Below are 19095 nucleotides of genomic sequence, written 5' to 3'. Positions count from 1 at the left end.
AAAATTCCAGGATTTTATGCATCCCACCAGGGAAATCGGGGAGCATTTGCATTTGTTGAGAATTTCAGGGTAAAATTATCCTGATAAAAATAGTGGAAGCTTAATGACCACGGACTTAAAAGAACCGAAAGGTACCAGAGAGCTAGCGGATGGTGTGAGCTAGTCCTATTAGATTCTTTGACTCACCGTGCGAAAGCTACGATTCAGCTCGTTATCGCTGGTTTAAGAGAGTGCTGGTTGAGCACTAAAATGGGTGGTACCGCGGGTTAATTCTCGTCCCTGTTAACTAGACAGGGGCTTTTTTATTGGAGGGAACACCATGACGATCAAGGAAGGACAATCTTCCACGATTTCTTCGCCCGATCGCTATAATGTGCGTGCGGTCGAAGAAAAATGGCAAAAAATCTGGGAAGAGGAACATCTGTACGAAACCAAGGATTCTGACAAAGAAAAGTTCTATTGCTTAGAGCAATTTCCCTATCCATCCGGGCACTTGCATATGGGCCATGTGCGGGTTTATACGCTCGGTGATGTGATCGCCCGTTACCGGCGCATGGCGGGATATAATGTGTTGCATCCGATGGGTTGGGATGCCTTTGGCATGCCGGCTGAAAATGCTGCCATTAAAAACGGTATTCCACCGCGGACTTCGACGATGGCTAATATTGCGTACATGAAGCAACAGATGAAACAAATGGGGTTGTCATTCGACTGGTCGCGCGAAGTCACCACATCGGAACCCGAATATTACCGTTTTACGCAAGAATTATTCTTGTTGTTTTACGAACGAGGTTTAGCCTATCAAAAAGAAGGCGCGGTCAATTGGTGTCCGAGTTGTGAAACCGTCTTAGCTAACGAACAAGTGGAGGACGGCTTGTGTTGGCGTTGTGATTCGGTGGTGACTAAGCGCGATTTGACGCAGTGGTATTTCCGGATTACGGACTATGCAGAGCGGCTGTTAACGTCCTTAGATGCTTTAGACTGGCCGCAGGAAATTAAGACCCAACAATTCAATTGGATTGGAAAAAGCATTGGGGCCGAAGTCGTGTTTGATGTGCTCAGTATCGGCCAAAAGATTGCGGTCTTCACGACCCGCCCTGACACCTTATATGGGGCGACGTATGTGGTTCTGGCCCCGGAACATCCTTTGGTTGAACAACTCATTGCGAATTATCCGGAGGCCGATAAAGTCCGGCAGTTTATTGCGGAAGAACGGGTGCATAGCGATATTGAGCGAACGGCAGAAAATACGGAAAAACGGGGTATTTTTACGGGCAGCTACGCTATTCATCCCTTAACTGGGGAGAAACTGCCTATCTGGATTGCGAATTATGTATTGGTTGATTACGGAACCGGTGCCGTTATGGGGGTGCCAGCGCACGACCAGCGCGACTTTTTGTATGCACAAAAATATCACTTGCCGATGAAAGTCGTGGTCCAACCTGAAAATCCTGGTGAGGATTTTGATCAGCAAGCCTATACGGGACCCGGAAAATTAGTGAATTCCGGACCTTTTACGGGGTTCGATAATCAGGAAGCGAAAGCCCTCATTGCCAGTGCGTTAAAAGAACAAGGCAAGGGAGGTCCCCGGGTCAGTTACCGCATGCGGGATTGGTTGATTTCCCGGCAGCGCTACTGGGGAGCTCCGATTCCCATTATTCATTGTCCTAAATGCGGGGCGGTACCCGTTCCTAAAGACCAATTGCCGGTGCTTTTACCGACCAATGTTGAGTTTACGGGTCAAGGCGCTTCGCCTCTGGCCGGCGCTAAAGATTGGCTTCAAACAACTTGTCCGGTTTGTCAGGGGCCTGCTACGAGAGAAACGGATACCATGGATACCTTTGTGGATTCGTCATGGTATTATTACCGCTTTACATCGCCCAATGCTCCCCGTCCTTTTAACAAGGCCGATGTCGATTATTGGATGCCAGTGGATGAATATGTCGGTGGTAAAGAACATGCGGTATTACATTTATTATATTCGCGTTTCTTTACCAAAGTCCTTTACGATGCGGGCTGGGTGTCCGTCGATGAGCCCTTTAAGCGCCTGTTGGCGCAAGGCATGGTGGTCTATGGTGGGGCCAAGATGTCAAAATCGAAGGGGAATACTTTAAGCCCGGAAAATATCATGAAAGAGTGGGGCAGCGATGCGACACGGGTATTCATGCTGTTTGCCGCCCCGCCCGATAAAGATTTCGAATGGTCCCAGCAAGGCGTTGAAGGTGCCTATCGGTTCTTACAGCGGGTGTACCGTTTGGTGATGAAGCAGCGACCGGAATATGCTGGCCCATCGCCCGAAGAGGCCAAGACCCGAGTATGCAAGGTTGTCCACCGCACGGTGAAAAAAATCAGTGAGGATATCGGCGAACGCCGGGCTTTTAACACGGCTATCAGCGCCTTAATGGAGCTGACGAATGCTTTGTACCAGGATTTAGATGCTCTGAATACGGAGGATCAAATCCGGATCTTAGGAATTTTAGTGCGGTTGTTGGCGCCATTTGCTCCGCATTTAGCGGAAGAATTGTGGCATCAATTAGGTCATGACACGAGTGTGCACTGGGCGTCGTGGCCGCAGTATGACGACAAGTGGTTGCAAGATGAGGAGGTTACCATTGCTTTACAAATCAATGGTAAGGTGCGTAGCCGGTTGACGGTTCCTGTAGACATGACTCCCGAGACCCTGCGGGAATTGGCGTTGGCTGACGAAAAAATCCAGACCCTCACGGAGGGACGGACGATTGTTAAAGTGATTGCCGTTCCCGGGCGTCTTGTCAATGTGGTCATCCGTTGAGGACGACGTTAGCCCTGGCTATTGCGGTCAGCTCCGCGGTCATCGGTGCGATTTTTGGTCGCTCTTTAAGGCCTCAGGGTCCCATTTCCATAATGTGGACCATGATTGTCGCCGCAGTCGGTGCCCTTTTGGCGGAAGCCGCTTCGGTAATCTGGGTCGGACCTCCTCCACAAGGATGGCAGCCTCTTGTGGGGGGCATTCTCATTGGGGTTATGGCTGGCATTTTCTCGGGCAAAAAACGCCAACCTCCGGATAAACCAGAATCATAAGGGGCCTTTTGGCCCCTTATGGATTTAGTGCGCAGCGTTGCTAATACTGATTTTCTTACGGCGGCCGGTGGCCTTATAGACTTTGACCCGGAGTAAGCCGTATTTATACTCGGCCTCTGCGGATTCAGGATCAATTTCGGTGGGAAAACCCACCACGGCTTGAAATTCCTCTCCCTCGCGTTTATCTTGTTCCAAGGGCGAGGCAGGAAATGTTCCCTTAACACTAATGGATTCCTCGTCGACTTCGATATTGACCAAATCCGGGTCGACCCCCGGTAATTCAAATTCCGCCATGTACCCATTTTCGATTTGATGTAAATGGGTGCGCGGTTTAGTGTCATCAAGATTCCAATCGTCACGCATCCGGTTCCAGACGCGGGACATATCATTGCGGAAGTGCTGGATATCAGTAGGATCCCAGCGCATGAGCATAGTCATCACCTCCGATTAGAGTATGTCCCAATGCCTCACTTTTCTTGTAACGGAACTGTGCCATTATTATCTTGTTCTTGCTGGTCTTGTGCTAGATATAAGAGTTCGGTATCGGTATCATAATGGAATAAATCGGCAAAACGTCCCCAGTTAATGGCCGTCATCAGCTGACGCTCGGCTTCGTCTACGGAAAAATGTTCTTCAAGAATGTCATTGAAAAATTCTTTCGGCATGGCGTGATTAGCTTTACTGCGCAAAACGCGGTCAATAAGCCGAAAAAGTGGAACATCACGTAATTGCTCGCGAATGATCCGCTTACGCTCATTGACATCAGCCTCAACAAATTGGCGGCCCAAATCGGTTAAGGTTAGGTCTCCTTCTTTGACATCGGCGAGATGAAAGAGTTCTGCGGTTTCGGTGACGGGCAACAAATCATCAACTTCTAAAAACAGTTCTGAGCCCAAATGATATAAATCGTCTTGCCCGCCGCGGTCGGCCACTAATTCTAACAAGCCGCTTAACATCGACAAGTGACCATAGGGAATCGGTTGCAAGGTGGCGCGGTCTGTCAAGACGGCTTGGGCGCTTGGATTGTCAGATTCTTTATCGGAGCGTTTGTCATCATCTCGTCCCGTTACGACTTTATAGACATAGTCCACGAGATCGATGAACTCTAGGGATTTGCGGTTGCGGGGATAGGGCAGAGGGACCGGCAAATCCGCAATAATTCGTGCGGGATTTTTTGATAAAATCACAATCCGGTCGGCCATAAACACCGCTTCTTCGATTCCGTGAGTGACCATCAAAATGGCTTTTGTCGGAATTTTCGATTCCAACCATAAATCCAGAAGCTCCGAGCGGAGATTTTCTGCCGTCAAAAAATCGAGAGCTGAAAAAGGCTCATCCATACACAAAAGTTCCGGGTCGACGGCGAGGGCCCGGGCAAATCCCACACGTTGGCGCATTCCCCCTGAAAGTTCCTTGGGAAAGGCATCCTCGTATCCGTTAAGCCCAATTAAATCGAGGAGTTTTAGGGATTTGTCCCGCCGTTCCTTTAAATTTTCCCCTTTAGCGACCAGACCAAGTTCGACATTTTGTAAAATCGTCAACCACGGGTATAGGGCAAAAGACTGGAATACCATGGCGGCTTTGGGATTGGGACCGGTGACAGGTCGTCCCCGGTATAAAACCGTGCCAAAGGACGGACGGGAGAGCCCGGTGATAATGCGGAGTAATGTGGATTTTCCCGATCCCGACGGTCCTAAGAGGGCGACAAATTCCCCGGGATAGATATCCAAGGTAATGTCGTCGAGCACCAGAATATCGTATTTATCGGGTTGCTCATACATCTTGGTCACGCCTAAGAGACGAATCAGGCTGTTTTTTTCGATATGGGGTGCATGATTCATAATCGTTCCTCACTTATGACAAGGAATAGCGTTCCGAAGCTCGGTTATATAATGGCCGCCAAATTAATCGATTAATCAGGACCACGGTTAATGCGAGGGTTCCTGTAGCCAGCAAAAGCAGCGAAAACTGGCCTTTTTGGGAGGTTTCAGCAATTAACGAACCGACACCAAAGGTCGTGTAGGTACGATTGTGAAAGCTCACATATTCGGCCACAATACTCGCATTCCAGGCTCCACCGGAAGCCGTAATGAGTCCAGTAATTAAATAGGGATAGATGGCAGGCAGAATTAATGTTTTCCATGCTTGCCAGCCTTTTAACCGGAACATCACAGTGGCCTCACGTAAATCTTCGGGAATAGCCGATGCGCCCGCAATGACATTAAACAAAATATACCACTGAGTCCCTAGCACCATCAGGAGAATGGAGGCCGTTTGAAGACCGCCATGAAGCCCGATTAATAAGGCAACCAGCCCTGGAAACAACGCGGTGGCGGGAACAGAGGCGGCAATTTGGGTAATCGGTGTTAGTGCCTGTGCCCATTTGGGATGAGAACCAATGAACACGCCGACAGGGACCGTCCATAACACCGAGATGAGTAAGGACATCATAACCCGAAAGAGGGTGGCTCCTACCGCTAATAAAACCATTAGGACTTGTGACCATGTCCAGTGCGCCATGAGGTGAAAGGCCCCTTCTAAGGCGCTGAATAGGGCAATCAACGAAAAGGCCAGAAGTAATGAGCGAAAAAGACCCATGATACTTTCCACCGGTTGTTTGTGGGTGATCTTTGGAAGCGTTCGGCTAAAAAGGCGGTCGGTCCATTCCGTCAAGGGTGCAAACACTTTTTGGCCCAACCATTCCAATAAAATCGAGCGCCGGAGTATCATCAACACGGCAGAACGGGGTTTGACCGCTCCTTCAACCAGTTCCATTTTAAACTTGTCCGACCAGGCTAATAAGGGACGCCAGACCAATTGATCCATGGCCACAATGACGGCAATCAATACAACCAGTCCCCAGATTTCCTTGTTCCAATTTCCCTGGTTGGCTGCTGTTTGCAGGTATGAGCCTAATCCTTGTAATTGGTAGTTGCGATTACCCAGCGAAAACATTTCGGCAGCCATCAAAAAGAACCAACCGCCGGCCCATGACATCATGGAATTCCATACCAGTCCCACCATGGCATAGGGAAGTTCTAGGGTGCGAAAGCGTTGCCAGGGAGACAGGTTCAAAGATAGCGCTGATTCTCTCAAATCGCGGGGAATGGTAATGAGCCCATGATAAAAAGCGAAGACCATATTCCAGACTTGTCCGGTGAAAATCAGCAAAATCGAGGCCAAATTGACTCCCAGCCGGGAACCCGGAAATAAGGCGATAAACGCTAATAGGACTACCGGAAGAAACGATAATACGGGTATGGACTGTAATATGTCTAATAAGGGAATCAAAATTTTTTCTGCGCGTTTGTTATAGGCCGCCTGATAAGCATAAACAAATGTAAATATAATAGAGAGAAGATAGGCAAAGAACATGCGCAACCACGAATATAAGGCATAGAGAGGAAGTTTTGCATACGCGAGTGAGATCCCACCAGTTTCGGGACGGTAATGATGGGCATGGGTGGCCCAAGCGAGTATGAGGGAAAGAATTGCGATGATGACGGCTCCAACCAGAATATCCGCGTAATGAAAGCCGCCCCGATTTTCTCCATTATCAGCCATATGGTCACCCCTTGGGTCCACTGCCAAATTTATTCGCCTGTACATGTCACGTTCTCTATCGTACTCTATTTAACGGGCATTCGGAAGTTTATGATTGACGAACAACTTTCTTGGAAGCAAGAGAAGGACTTTTTTTACCTTGCGTCGAATATCAAATTGGTTTCTATCTGATACCATAGGACAGGAGATGCGCCAGCGTGCCTCATACGTTTCATATTTTGCCCCATATCCAGGTTACTAATGACTTTCTTGTGGGCAAAGAGGTTCTGGATCGTCTTCCGTTACCCATCTTGTTTGTGGCGCCAAGCCGTCACATTGTTTGGCGAAACCGTTATGCCAGCTGGTTTTCAGCCAATCGCAAAACCGTACGGGCTTTACTTCGTCAGGTTGTCGAAAAAGAAGAATACCAACGGCTCGATCCCGTCGTTTTGTCTTCTGGTGTGAACGTGACGGTGGAGAGCCAACCCGTTCGCAACCTCACGGGCACTGTGGAAGGCTATCTGTTATGGGTATCCGATAATCTTTCGGGCTTGGCAGGGGATTTTTTACAAACAGGGATTGCCATCGCCCAGGACGGACAATTTGTTTTGGTGAATTACCATGCGCGCCTGCTTCTAGGTGAGAACATTGTGGGACAACGCTGGAATTCGGTGGCATGGTTGCCTCCTTGGCACGTGGTGATCCGTAGAGGTCAGCAGTCCTTTTTTGCCTTGACTCAAGAGGGTTTTGAGATTCGCATTCACACTCATTACCCTTGGGTGATTTTTGAGGCGGTTCCGCAGCGGCTTATTGAGCAAGATAAAATCTCTGTGCAGTTTGCCTCGGCCATGATGCATGAGGTGCGTAATCCCCTGGCAGCGCTAAGCGGTTATGTGGAATTGGCGCTGATGCAGGTTGGCGAAGGACCCGCGAAGGAATATTTATCGCGTGCCATGGGAGAGATTGATCGTCTGTCCCGCTTAACGTCCGATCTCATGTGGCTGTCTAGAAGCCAGGAAATCCAAAAACAGTGGTGTTTAGTGAGCACGCTAGTCGATAAGGCATGGTCCGTTATTCGCACAACCACATCTGAGACGTTGCAGCTCCAAACGCGGTTTTCCCCTGAAGACCGCATTTATGTGGATCCGGACCGTTTTGAACAGATATTGATCAATGTCTTCAAAAATGCTGCCGAAGCGATGCCAGAGGGTGGCCGGATTACCGTTTTTGTCGAACAAGATGACACCTGGCAATATATCAGGATTCATGACAATGGTCCGGGAATTCCCGATGAGGTTATGCGCACCTTATTTTTAGAACGGCGTACAACCAAGCAAGATGGACACGGACTAGGACTTTTTATCATAAAACAACTGGTGGATGCGCATCATGGTCGTCTTGATATTTCATCCAGTCGCCAAGACGGTACCACTGTGAGCATTATTTTGCCATATCCTGAACCCAATTGATTAGCCGGGTGTGGGCGGTTCTGGCTCGGTTTTCTGCCGTAATTTCCTCACAGTGGGTTTGCGAAAATGAGCGACGGTCAAAATTAATAAAGGAATACCAAGCAAATACAAGAAGCCTAGGGGTAGTAAAAAGGTTTGCGTAATATAATCGGTGATTTTGGCGTTGGGAATCCAGATGGAAAAAACAAAGATAATAATGGCACCGATCAGTAAAAATGTCGGATAACTATACCGCGAATGCCAGTGAATCATTGCTGCCATATCATGAGCCAAGCACCACAGGCGGATAGCGATAAAGGCGACCACGGCAATAGTCCATAACACCACGACTAACATGCCCCATTTGCTTATGAAGAAGCCATTCACAGCCAGAATGCGCATGAGGCTGACGACAGGCCAGCGCATAATCGGAATAAACGCGGGACCAAAAGTCGCCATGGTGGCCTCATACATTATGGTGCCAATGAATACCATCAGTAACAGCCCAAGATATGCAAAGCGCTCGCCCTTACGCCGTTCTTCATTACGAATAAACGGATAGAGGGTGACGCTGACTTCAAATCCAATGAAGAGAAAATATTCCCGGTATGCCCCTTGCAAGATAGGAATGACTTGAATGTTGACAGGCGGTTCCAACAGGACAGGATGACGGATGACTCCCATAGCCAGCACTAAGGTGAGGATGGTCAAAAGCACCATAGGAATATAACCGGACTGCAGGGTTCTAGCGAGCGAAGAAATGCCCAAAGACGCAATATACAAGCTAGCAAGAACGAGTGCTCCGGTTACACCCCATACTGGGGTATCGGGGAGAAAAATATTGCTGAGGACATAGCCAAATAAAACGGCTGCAACGATAGCGAGCGCTAGATGATAGACGACCGTGTAAAGCCCGATTAAAAGACCGATGGGTGTCGAAACAATTTTGGGGGCAAATTCGCCCAAGGTCTCATTCGGAACCAGCCGGTTCATGGCAAAGGTTAACCGCATAAGAAAGTAGGTCACCAAACCTTCGAGCCAAAAAGACCAAATGGCATCACGTCCTGCGGCGGTAACCATTTCCCGGGGAAAGTAAAAAATTCCCATCGCCATGTATCCTGCGGTGACGACGGTTCCAAACTGCAAACCCGAAATTCGAGGCAGGCGCTGACTTTTTCCGAAATCCATGTCGACATTCCTCCTTTCTTTCCGTCGTATCATTCCAAGTCCGCATGTTTTGGTATTATTTGATGTCTCCCATCTTATCGATTCTCAAATCGACATGGACGCTCATATGGACTTTAGGATATTCTTGATGCCAGTGTTTAAAAGCGGTAAATTCCATGGGATAACGCCAGTCAAGCTTCCGTCCAACGCCAAACGGATCGACATCCATTTTTTGTGTTTTTTGCAACAAGGCCAGGCAACGGTGCGCGAGAACAGCCGAGCCTTCACGAGATAATTCGGCGAGCTGCCCTTCCGTCTCGGTTTGGGTTTTAATGCCTTCTAAGGTGCTATACAATTTCAGGTAAAACGATGCATAGACAATGCCGTTGCGTTCTTTGACGGTGAGATGGCTTGGACCATGGATAGCTCTTAATGTGGCTTGTTGCCGGGGAAGAAACAAGCTGACTTTATGTGCTTCTCCCTTTAATAATCCAAAAGTCATGGTTTGGTTGGCGTCTAACGTTCCCACATAACGCAGATGCTGGTATAGCGCTATGCGATCGACATCAATTTGTTTGGTTTTTGCATCTACGGTAACTTGAGGCAGAGAGGGATCGATCCCGGGTGTGGCTGCATTGGCGGCAAATTGCCATAAGCGAACCCCTAAGGCATCAGTTTGACACCGTTGACAGGAAAATAGCGTCGTATAGTACAACGTCGGAAAGTCTTCTTGATCGGTATCCACCGATGCGACTTTTTCCAGTGGTTGGGAAGTCACAAACAAAAAGGGTGTTTTGTCTAATGTGCCGATACGTTCCAAGGATTCAAGAGCCCGTGTTAATAAGGGAGCGCTAAGATGGGTGGAAATGGCAATGAGTTGGATTTGCCCCAGGTATAAGTCCCGAGATACTTGGGATTGCGCTGCATTAAAGCATTGGGCAACGCTTTTGCCCTGACCTACCACATCGGCTACGGGAGGGGTTTGCGAACTGCCGCCAGAACCCTTGGAATATTTGGCCATGGCAGGAGGCGTGGGAAACTGAAAGAGCATCCGGAATTCCTCGGGGTTGGAACTGGGCTCCAATCCCAGTGTGAACACTAACGCCCGCGAATCGACAGGCCGGTTGTCCCAGCATCCTGTCAGACTAATTCCCAAAAGAAGCAGAAGCAATACTTTTTTCCAAGAGCCAGGGACTTTTCTAAACGTCATCATCAACCCGATCCTGTTGTGTACTGTAAAGTTGCGGATTTTTCATCGGTTTGGGAATATTGGATCCCATTTTGCGTGTCTTTACCGGGCGCAGGTAGCTTGGCCGCTTCTTGAGAAGCGATAAGGGTAAGCGAAGCCAAGAATCTTGCAGGTCTCTAAGACGCATGGGACCGAACGGGGATAAATAGGCCACACCAAAATTTTCCAAACTGGTCAAATGGGCCAAGATCATCATAATAGCCAGGACCATGCCATAGAGTCCTAAGAAATATGCGGCAAACACTAGGACCCAGAACAAAATTCGCCATGGGGTGGCCATCTCATAGACAGGAGAGGTGAATAATCCCAGTGCCGTTAAGGTTATGATGACAATCATGATGCTATCGACAATACCGGCTTTGACAATAGCGGTTCCCACGACAATAGCGCCGACGGTACCGAGCGTGGTTGAAAGTTCTTTGGGTAAGCGGATGGCCGCTTCCCGCAAGACTTCTACAATAATCCACATAATTAACACTTCTAGCACGGGCGGAAATGGGACTGATTCCCTTGAACCGGCAATCGTGATAACAAGCTTCAATGGCAGCAAATCGGGATTTACCGATACAAAGGCCACATAAAACGGCGGAAGTAAAAGCCCCACGAATAGACCAAAGAGACGAACCAGGCGCTCCAAGGAGGCTTCCCAAAAATTCCCGGTATAATCATCCGTCGTTTGATAAAAGTCCATGAACGTGGAGGGAACTGTCAATGGATAAGGGGTATTGTCGACTAAAATAACCACTTTCCCTAAAAGGAGATCGCGGACAATGATATCCACGCGTTCAGTAGACCTAACTTGGGGAAACAAGGACAGGGGATGGGTGGTCAGATAGGGGACCAACGCGTTCGAATACTGCAACCCATCCAGTTTTACCCCACGTAAACGGCGTTTGACGGACATGACCAGTTCGGGATTAGTGATGCCTTCAATATGGGCAATAATGACCACCGTTTTGGTATAGGATCCGATGCTTAAGGGATCAAAATGTAGCGCGGGACTTTTAATGCGGCGCCGAATCAAATTCATTTGGGTCAGCACCACTTCATTAAAGGATTCTTGAGGTCCTTTAACGGCCCGTTCCGTATCTGGGGTTTCGATGGCCCGGGCTGGATATTTGACGGTATCGAGCACTAAGACTTGGGAAGCGCCTTGGATAAAGACAAGCGTATTACCGCCCATCATGTCCGGCAACAACTTGGTCCAACGATTTTCGACGGTCACGTGGCCTACGGAAACGATGGAATCATGGACGTATTGATGGATTTTGGGACCGTCCTTCCAGAGTTCTTCAGCATTTTGGTAACGCTGCATAAGAAAAATGGTATCTTGATCGACCATCTGGTTATCCGCTAAGCCATCATTAAACACCAAAAGTGCGGGAACACGGTGCTTTCGACCGAGAAAGAATCGACGGATAATGACATCGGGCGATTGTCCCACCGTATTTTGCAAAATGTTATAGGCATCTTCAACACTGCCATTATAGGTATCTAATGATTGCGTGGCAGACCCTTGTTGTTTGACCGTTTTTTCTAAGGTTTCCAGTTCTTTGGCGAAGGTTTTGGTTTCGGTGATAAGATCTTGCAGAAGTCCCAAGTCGACTCCGGTAATGTCTTCTAATGTTTGCTGGGTTGTCACCAGGTTGTCCATAAGTTTCTCACTGCCAGGCGGGGTCTTTAAAGGCCTTTTGTCATCCAGATGATCCTCAATAACCGGTGCCTTGGGGGCCGGGGTGTGATGAATGCGGCGTTTAAGCCGAGAAAATGGCCACATACCCTGTCCTCCTTCCTGAAGCATGGGTGATCTTTTCTTGCGTCTTTGTTCTTTGGTACAATGTGGCCACTAATGACAGGGTTTATGCATGGGGAGATTGGAACCGTGGATATTGTGGAAGCGTTGGCGATTGTGGAACATGGAAGTCTTGCGCCCTGTTATCTCTTGCATGGGGATCATAGTTACTGGGCGCGGCGCTGGATTGAAGGCGTTCGTAAACGCTTTTTGGATGCGGGATATCAAGATGGATTCCTCATCAAAGATCACGTGAGTAGCTGGGCAGAACTCGACATGGAATTGCGCACGACAGGATTTTTTAGCCAGCGCCGCATGGTGGTGGTAAAGGACGCGACGTGGGCCAAAAAAGACGAGAGTTTAAGTGCCTATCTCATGCATCCAGACCCCGAAGCCTTATTGATTGTGTGGGACAAGAAAGCAAGCCCCGCCTTAATCAAAGCGTTTGGCCCCACCAGGACCATCGAGCTCAAGCCGCTTTCTCCGAACGTTTTTCGGCGTTTCGTGCATCAAGAAATCAAAAAACGGCGGTTGATGTTGACATCCGAAGCGGTGGAGTTGCTGTCGGAACTGGTCTTACATGATGAGCAACAAGTGTTATATGAACTGGATAAAATGGCGCTCTATGATCCGACCCGCAAATGGGACGATGAGAGTGTGCGCCAATTTGTTCCGCCGTTGCCCCATGATACGCAACTATGGCGGCTTACCGAACCCTTAGCCCAGCGTCAAACGGCCAAGACGGTGGCGCAGACAGAGGATTTATTGCGAGAAGGGAAAGCCCCTTTATTGATTTTTATTGTCGCGGTTCGGCACTTAATCAAATTGCACCGGGCCTTAAAAGCCAGGCAACAAGGCATTTCCGTGCAGGAATTTGCGCGACAGGAAGGAATGAAAGAATTTCCGGCTAAGAAAGTTTGGCAATACTCGCAGTACTGGTCATTAAACGAATTACATGATTTATTACGTCGCGCAGCCTTTGTGGACCGGGCGCTTAAAACGGGATTTGGGGATCCTGAATCGTGGGTCCTCAGCTATCTGGCATTAACCGGAAAGGATTCGGGAAAATAAAAAACCCCGAATCAGCGGGGTTTTTCTCCTTTTATGCAGACGCTGATTTCAGTTTGTTCAGGCGCTGCGTTAACCGAGATTTCTTACGAGCTGCGGCATTTCGGTGAATGGCGCCCTTTTGTGCAGCCCGGTCTAAACGAGCATAGCAAAAACGTAAAGCCATCTCAGCAGACTCTAAATCATTCCGGTTTAAGGCATCTTCAAAGCGCCGTACAGCCGTTCGTACCATGGTTTTCCGGATCTTATTGCGCAAAGTCCGAACCTGTGTTTGTTTGATGCGCTTTTTGGCAGACTTAATATTGGCCACGGTTATACCTCCTGACGGTTGATTATAGCATGGTCCAAAGCCTGGGTAAAGTCTTGATATCCACCGATTTTCCCTAAACCTATGGATGTTCGACTTATGATGAACTCACTAATACGGACCCGGTCTATTTGTCCAAGATTTACCATACATATTAGTGAGGAGGGAAGCCGTATGCGTCGACCGTTTCGTTGGCGATTTCCACGGGTCATTTGGATTCATTGGACACCGGGAAGGTCTAAACGGCCTAAGGACTGGAAAAGGCGTTTGCGTGTCGCGGGAATGCCCCACCATGAGAAGCCCTTTCAACCATTCTTGCCCAAGCGGATACCGTGGACAAGTCTTGGCTTATATGCGGGTGTACTCGGATTAGCGGGAATGATTTTTTTCAATGTGCCTGCCCGAACGGGCCCGGCATTGCCGGTGACGGGGCATGTTGGCATTCCCACCAAGACGTCATGGTTAAGCCGCAACCTGGAAAAGTGGAAAAATAATCCGTCCACCTTGATTAGCTGGTTAGACCAAGGATTACCGCTTGCGAAGATATCAAAAGAATCCTCCCACACCTTTTCTTGGCATATTCGTTCGATCATTATGACGGCCTTGTCCGATATCTCGGGGATTGAGTTAAATAGCTTGGAACGCATTTTGCAGGCCGAAATTCCGGCCTTAAGCCAGGTTCCCTCGCATGTCGAGGGATTGACGACTCATTCTCGTCCTTTACCTCGTCCCAAAGAGCAAGATGCCACTGATGCCAATTTACCCGGGGACAACGGCCGCATTTGGGCGGAACTGGGTACAAAACCCCTAGTGGGCATTTATCAAACACACAGCCATGAGGCATTTTGGCCGGCGTTACCAAAAAATTCTCCCACAGCGTATTCCACTGATTGGTCCAAGACCGTGGTACAGGTGGGATGGTGGTTGGCTCAAGATTTGAATAACCGCGGGATTGCGGTGGTGCAATCCCGGGTCGATAACATGTCCCAAGGTCTTTTGCCCAGTTATAATGAGTCCTACCATACCGCCAAACGCCTGTTAAAATGGTATCCGAGTGTTCACATTTTGTTGGACATTCATCGCAGTGACAAACCCTTAGATGAAACCACAGCGGTGATTCATGGGGTCAAAACGGCCCGCATCTTATTAGTTGTGGGTAGCAACAAATTATTGCCCAATCCGTATTGGCATCAAAATTTGGAATTGGCCATCCATATCGCGCATCATCTGCGGAGTATTGCGCCCGGTATCCTTCAAGGCGACGGGATTGACATGGTTCCCTACCGTTATAATCAGCAGCTAGCACCGGGAGACTTATTAATAGAAATTGGAGGCGCTTACAATACATTAGCCGAAGAAAGATATGCGGTGAATGACCTAGCTAAGGCAATCAGTCAAGTGATCCGTGATAAACAGTACCCATCCTAAGCCCAAATCCCTTAACGCCAAAAACACCAGCATATCGACAACTTTCTAATGACTATAAGGTGGTGATAGTGGACAAGCGTTCTTCGTGCGTATAGATGCTCATCTCATCATTGCGAACAAAACCAATCACCGTAATGCCTAAAGCGTCAGCTAATTCGAGACCCATGGTTGTCGGCGCGGCATTGGAAATAATCAAGGGGACGCCCATTCGACCTGTTTTAATGATGACTTCAGCTGAAAGACGTCCAGAGAACACAATGACTTTATTGTCACGAGTAATCTGATGAAGTAGCGTGTATCCATAGAGTTTATCCAAGGCGTTGTGGCGGCCGGCGTCAAAACGGACGGCAATCATGTGTTCGCTGTCGGCTAATCCCGCAGCGTGAAGACCACCTGAATGCTGTTGATGTGTGTATTGTGTGAGCTCTAGGAATAAGTGATTAATCCTGTGGACATCCAGGTGATATGGTCGTGTTGGAAGATGAAGGGGCTCAACGTCGGCATCATCCGCAAAATAAAAGCCAGGGCGGCCACGCCCACAACAACCACTTAAATATCTTTTACCAAATTGATTAAGCTGCTCTTCCTTAAGATGGGGTACTCGAATCCATACTTGCTTATCATCCGGGTGATATTGAAAAACCCGAATTTCCTCGGCGTTTGTGATAAAACCTTCAGCGGCTAAAAAACCCACGATTAATTCCTGAATGTTAGTAGGTGTCACCACCATGGTGACAAATTCCCGGCCATTAATAAACAGGGTCAGGGGTTCTTCAATGACCACTTCCGCCGGTTCTTGATGCCACTGTCCATGCGCATAATGCTGGCGCGGATAAATGCGAATCGCATCGTCAAAGAAATTGGCTGGTAATGGTGTCATGAAAATCCCCCCGTTATCGGTTGCTCACTCATTACTATCAGTATACGCAAATCAGTCAAGATCTCGCATATTTTGTCGGACGAGGTGAATACTTCCTATGTCCCGAAGAGGATGGGGGGAAATCAAAATGCTCATCGTGACGTTAGCCATGTATACCGTGACCTTGGTGGTGGGATTGGGCTTCTTTTGGACATTTGACCGCCAAAATCGGCGGTTACCATCCAAGTGGTTGATTACGCATGTTTTCTTAGCGATATTAACCTTTATCCTGTGGACGGCGTCATTATCCGGATATTCTTGGCAAAAGCCTAAGCCCGTGCATCCATCGAACTCTCCGTGGAGTAATGATAGAAGACATCAAGAATTGCGCCGTCGCTATCATCAACCGTAAAGGAAGAAGAAAGGGCAGGACTTCGTATTGTCCATGTATGCTGGGAAAATCCGTCAGTTTATCATCGTTAGCGAGAGGAAAATGTTCATGATTTATGACCCCTTTGTGTTTTACGGATATTTTAGTTTGTTGATAGTTGCGGTTCTAGGCGGCATCATTTTTTTCTGGATCGTGCTGGGTAGAAGCAGAGTTCCCCAAGGATTGATTTTTGCTCATATTACCATGGCCCTTGTGACGTACGTCTTTTTGATCTGGATTGTCATCACGTCTTCTTATGGTAGGGGAATCCACTGACTATGTAGGAGATCTGAAAGTGTATGAATTTCTTGTAACACCATCTGAGGAGTGGGACAAGGACGATGGTAGGGATTAAACCATAGACAAGGAATATGAGCGTTATAAGCACCTAATACATCATATTCCCAGGAATCTCCAATATACAGGGCGTCTTGAGGGGCAACCCCTAACGCGGTTAAAGCCTTTTGGAATATTTCCGGGTGGGGTTTGAAGAATCCGGCACGCTCGGCGGAAATCCGGCATTGAGCGGGGAAATAGGAGTCCAGACCTATGGCTGTAAGACGCCGATTTAAAAGATCTTCCGGGCCATTGGTGACAATCCCTAACGGGTAGGACTGGGCCAAGGTAGGTATGACGAGGGAGGTTTCCTCAAAGGGGATGCAAAACATCATGGCGTCCAGGTGGCGCGAGTTCATCTCATGCGGGTCAATAGGGATATTTAACACCGCACCGAGTAGTTCCCACCGTAATTGCCGACCTAAACGGCCGGGAAGATGGCCATGATCGACATGAGAAAAAATCACGCGGTTAATACGTTCAAAAATTCCCCATAATTCGGGAACGGGAATTTCCTCTTTGTGGTGAGCCTCTATGAGCTCCTGCACCAGGGGATAAGTGGCTTGAGTCCACGTTGCGGTAAAATCATATAAGGTGTTATCTAAATCGAATAAGATGGCTTTGGGACGAGACATGGGCTGATACCTCCTCATCATGATGGATGGCGAGACCTTATCCATATTTCATCATGAGGTATTATCGCATATGCCGCGAGCCCCAAAACTCGTCACGGCCGATAACCAGGGGATGTGGGGACAGCCGTTTGACTCATCGCTGGATTGGGAAAGGGCAAGGAATGTCATCCACAATGCGGTGCTGTTGCCAAACCTAGAAAAGCGGCATTTAATCAGATTTTGTTTTCATGGCTGGAATAAGATCAAGATGTCGGGTTACGACGATTGGGTATAGACATGGTGGTCGTTAGAGGACCTTTTAAGTGAGGACCACATGTGCTCAAAGGATTTTTTATTCTTGGAAAATGCGCATAAAGAGAGCAAAATTCCCACCGCGTGGACGCGGCGGGAAGGGGGACTTATGACGGTTGAGCTATGTAAAGACGGTTGACCCAACGCTCGGTGTCTTCGAACAGTTCTTCTAAGAATGTTGACGGTTCCCAAGCCAGGGTCAGCATCGGGTCTTTGAGCCGTTCACCAATGGCTTCCATGATTCGAAACAAATCATCGCGCAAGATAAACAACTGCCCTTTCTTGTCTTCATCCATGGTGGGTAGCCGTTTTTCCAAATAACGCTCCGAGAATGCTTGATGGCGAGCTTCATCTCGCAAAGTGCGGCGTGCTAACCGACCTACTAGAGTATCGGGGAAACGTGAATAGAGTCCGCCATAAAAATGCTTGGCGAACAGGTCACTGATTAAAATTCCCCAAATCCACTCAGTTGAATCTTTGTGACTGAGCAAACGCGCGTGATACCGAAACATTTCCGGAATGCGATGACGCGATGCCGGCTCTTCTTGGAATATGCGGTAGAGCTTGTGTAAATTGCGGAAATGCCGAGCCTCATCCAAACCCATACTGCTAAGATATAGGGCTTCTTCGTGATGCCCATGGCCTAACATGTCCGGGAGAACGGCGCTCACTCCAAACATTGCCGTTTGTTCGCCAAGGTAGACAGGCGTTAAGATTTGCGCAATGGCATGCCGCTGTTCTGGTGAAATACGTTCCATATCCCCCCAATCGATGGCATCTGGTGTCCATTGTCCCAGGGTTCCCTTATCAAAGAGCCGTAAAAGTTGCTCATCGGTCAATTCGGGATTCACCCGTATCACACCTATCCACTCCTTTGGTTAGACATAGCCCTAGTATGGCGGCCGAGGTAAAAGCTGTCTTGGGCCGAAAGTCGCTAAATGCGTAGTCTGTTTGGCCTATTTTTATGCAAAAGTGCTCTATAGATCGTACAGTGCGATAAGATGCAGTCAAGGGATGTCAAGGAGGCATGGGCATGAATCGCTATCAGATTGTTGACATGCGCTGGATAACAGTCTTACGCATTGTTGACGGATTGTATTTTCTGTGGCGGGGTATTTTTAAAATGTATACCCCCACCAGTGTGTGGTTGATTCCCCGCGTAACCCAAGCGCTGCCGACGACGCCGCTCGCGCCGATCATTCGCACGTATATTTTTCCTCATGTCGTGGTTTTTGGTTATGCGGTCGGGGTTCTTGAAATTTTTGGTGGAGGACTGTTAGTATTGGGTCTCGGAGGACGCATACCTCCATTTATTTTATTTATCTTAAACACGGTATTCTTTTTGACGCTAGGTTTCAAAGAACCGCATGATATGGAACTTAATTTGCTGATGGGGATTATGAATCTTATGTTTGCCATGAGCGTACAGCAAAAGGCGACAAAACAGTCGACTGCCACTTAACCATCATGAATAGAGCAAGA

17 protein-coding genes are annotated in these 19095 nt (G+C 48.3%); 7 read left to right on the top strand and 10 right to left on the bottom strand.

Features of this window, described 5'->3' with window-relative positions; genetic code table 11:
- Positions 1-319: 319 nt before the first annotated feature.
- Both leuS and B8987_RS03310 read left to right on the top strand, forming a co-directional pair.
- Entirely contained in the window at positions 320-2791 is a 2472-nt protein-coding gene (leuS, locus tag B8987_RS03315; RefSeq protein WP_020376532.1) for a leucine--tRNA ligase, read from the top strand.
- On the top strand, positions 2788-3060 hold the full coding sequence (locus B8987_RS03310; protein ID WP_020376531.1) for a hypothetical protein: 273 nt from the start codon (positions 2788-2790) through the stop codon (positions 3058-3060). Before leuS ends, B8987_RS03310 begins: the two co-directional genes overlap by 4 nt.
- A 24-nt stretch (positions 3061-3084) precedes the next feature.
- Here the strand turns inward: B8987_RS03310 and B8987_RS03305 are convergent, their stop codons facing one another.
- Genes B8987_RS03305 through B8987_RS03295 form a run of 3 tightly spaced genes read right to left on the bottom strand, consistent with a single transcriptional unit; the run spans position 3085 to position 6624 of the window.
- Positions 3085-3492, bottom strand: coding sequence for an Hsp20/alpha crystallin family protein (locus tag B8987_RS03305; protein ID WP_020376530.1), 408 nt, complete (start codon positions 3490-3492; stop codon positions 3085-3087).
- A gap of 35 nt (positions 3493-3527) precedes the next feature.
- On the bottom strand, positions 3528-4901 hold the full coding sequence (locus B8987_RS03300) for an ABC transporter ATP-binding protein (RefSeq protein ID WP_020376529.1): 1374 nt from the start codon (positions 4899-4901) through the stop codon (positions 3528-3530).
- Between the two features lie 13 nt (positions 4902-4914).
- Positions 4915-6624 (bottom strand): ABC transporter permease, encoded by a 1710-nt coding sequence (locus B8987_RS03295; protein ID WP_020376528.1) that lies wholly within the window; start codon positions 6622-6624, stop codon positions 4915-4917.
- A gap of 197 nt (positions 6625-6821) precedes the next feature.
- Between B8987_RS03295 and B8987_RS03290 the strand changes: the two genes are divergently transcribed.
- Complete coding sequence (locus tag B8987_RS03290; RefSeq protein ID WP_020376527.1) at positions 6822-8072, top strand: sensor histidine kinase; 1251 nt, start codon at positions 6822-6824, stop codon at positions 8070-8072.
- Here B8987_RS03290 and B8987_RS03285 read toward each other — a convergent pair whose 3' ends face one another.
- The 3 genes from B8987_RS03285 to B8987_RS03275 are packed head-to-tail and all read right to left on the bottom strand — an operon-like array spanning position 8073 to position 12244.
- Complete coding sequence (locus B8987_RS03285; protein WP_020376526.1) at positions 8073-9239, bottom strand: GerAB/ArcD/ProY family transporter; 1167 nt, start codon at positions 9237-9239, stop codon at positions 8073-8075.
- 55 nt (positions 9240-9294) lie between these two features.
- Entirely contained in the window at positions 9295-10431 is a 1137-nt protein-coding gene (locus tag B8987_RS03280; RefSeq protein WP_020376525.1) for a Ger(x)C family spore germination protein, read from the bottom strand.
- The gene (locus B8987_RS03275; protein ID WP_020376524.1) at positions 10418-12244 is read right to left on the bottom strand and encodes a spore germination protein; all 1827 of its coding nucleotides are present in this window, start codon (positions 12242-12244) and stop codon (positions 10418-10420) included. The genes B8987_RS03280 and B8987_RS03275 overlap by 14 nt, the downstream gene beginning before the upstream one ends.
- A gap of 105 nt (positions 12245-12349) precedes the next feature.
- On the opposite strand from B8987_RS03275, the gene holA reads away from it, so the two are divergent.
- Positions 12350-13330: a DNA polymerase III subunit delta gene (holA, locus tag B8987_RS03270; RefSeq protein ID WP_157782430.1), complete on the top strand. Its 981-nt coding sequence runs from the start codon at positions 12350-12352 to the stop codon at positions 13328-13330.
- A 31-nt stretch (positions 13331-13361) separates the two neighbouring features.
- Here holA and rpsT read toward each other — a convergent pair whose 3' ends face one another.
- On the bottom strand, positions 13362-13637 hold the full coding sequence (gene rpsT / locus B8987_RS03265; RefSeq protein ID WP_020376522.1) for a 30S ribosomal protein S20: 276 nt from the start codon (positions 13635-13637) through the stop codon (positions 13362-13364).
- A 171-nt stretch (positions 13638-13808) separates the two neighbouring features.
- Between rpsT and spoIIP the strand changes: the two genes are divergently transcribed.
- The gene (gene spoIIP / locus B8987_RS03260) at positions 13809-15062 is read left to right on the top strand and encodes a stage II sporulation protein P (RefSeq protein WP_020376521.1); all 1254 of its coding nucleotides are present in this window, start codon (positions 13809-13811) and stop codon (positions 15060-15062) included.
- A 52-nt stretch (positions 15063-15114) separates the two neighbouring features.
- Here the strand turns inward: spoIIP and fdhD are convergent, their stop codons facing one another.
- Entirely contained in the window at positions 15115-15942 is an 828-nt protein-coding gene (fdhD, locus tag B8987_RS03255) for a formate dehydrogenase accessory sulfurtransferase FdhD (RefSeq protein WP_020376520.1), read from the bottom strand.
- A 127-nt stretch (positions 15943-16069) separates the two neighbouring features.
- Here fdhD and B8987_RS03250 point away from each other — a divergent pair, with 127 nt between their 5' ends.
- Complete coding sequence (locus tag B8987_RS03250) at positions 16070-16333, top strand: hypothetical protein (protein ID WP_020376519.1); 264 nt, start codon at positions 16070-16072, stop codon at positions 16331-16333.
- Between the two features lie 272 nt (positions 16334-16605).
- On the opposite strand, the gene B8987_RS03240 is transcribed toward B8987_RS03250, so the two are convergent.
- Positions 16606-17322, bottom strand: coding sequence for an HAD family hydrolase (locus B8987_RS03240; protein ID WP_020376517.1), 717 nt, complete (start codon positions 17320-17322; stop codon positions 16606-16608).
- 398 nt (positions 17323-17720) lie between these two features.
- Positions 17721-18473, bottom strand: coding sequence for a ferritin family protein (locus B8987_RS03230; RefSeq protein ID WP_020376515.1), 753 nt, complete (start codon positions 18471-18473; stop codon positions 17721-17723).
- Positions 18474-18646: 173 nt separating this feature from the next.
- Between B8987_RS03230 and B8987_RS03225 the strand changes: the two genes are divergently transcribed.
- Complete coding sequence (locus B8987_RS03225) at positions 18647-19075, top strand: DoxX family membrane protein (RefSeq protein WP_020376514.1); 429 nt, start codon at positions 18647-18649, stop codon at positions 19073-19075.
- The last annotated feature ends 20 nt before the right edge of the window (positions 19076-19095 follow it).

Source organism: Sulfobacillus thermosulfidooxidans DSM 9293 (assembly GCF_900176145.1).
Taxonomy (GTDB): Bacteria; Bacillota; Sulfobacillia; order Sulfobacillales; family Sulfobacillaceae; genus Sulfobacillus; species Sulfobacillus thermosulfidooxidans.
The sequence above is the reverse complement of the archived record's forward strand: the minus strand, read 5'-3'. Positions and strand labels throughout refer to the sequence as shown.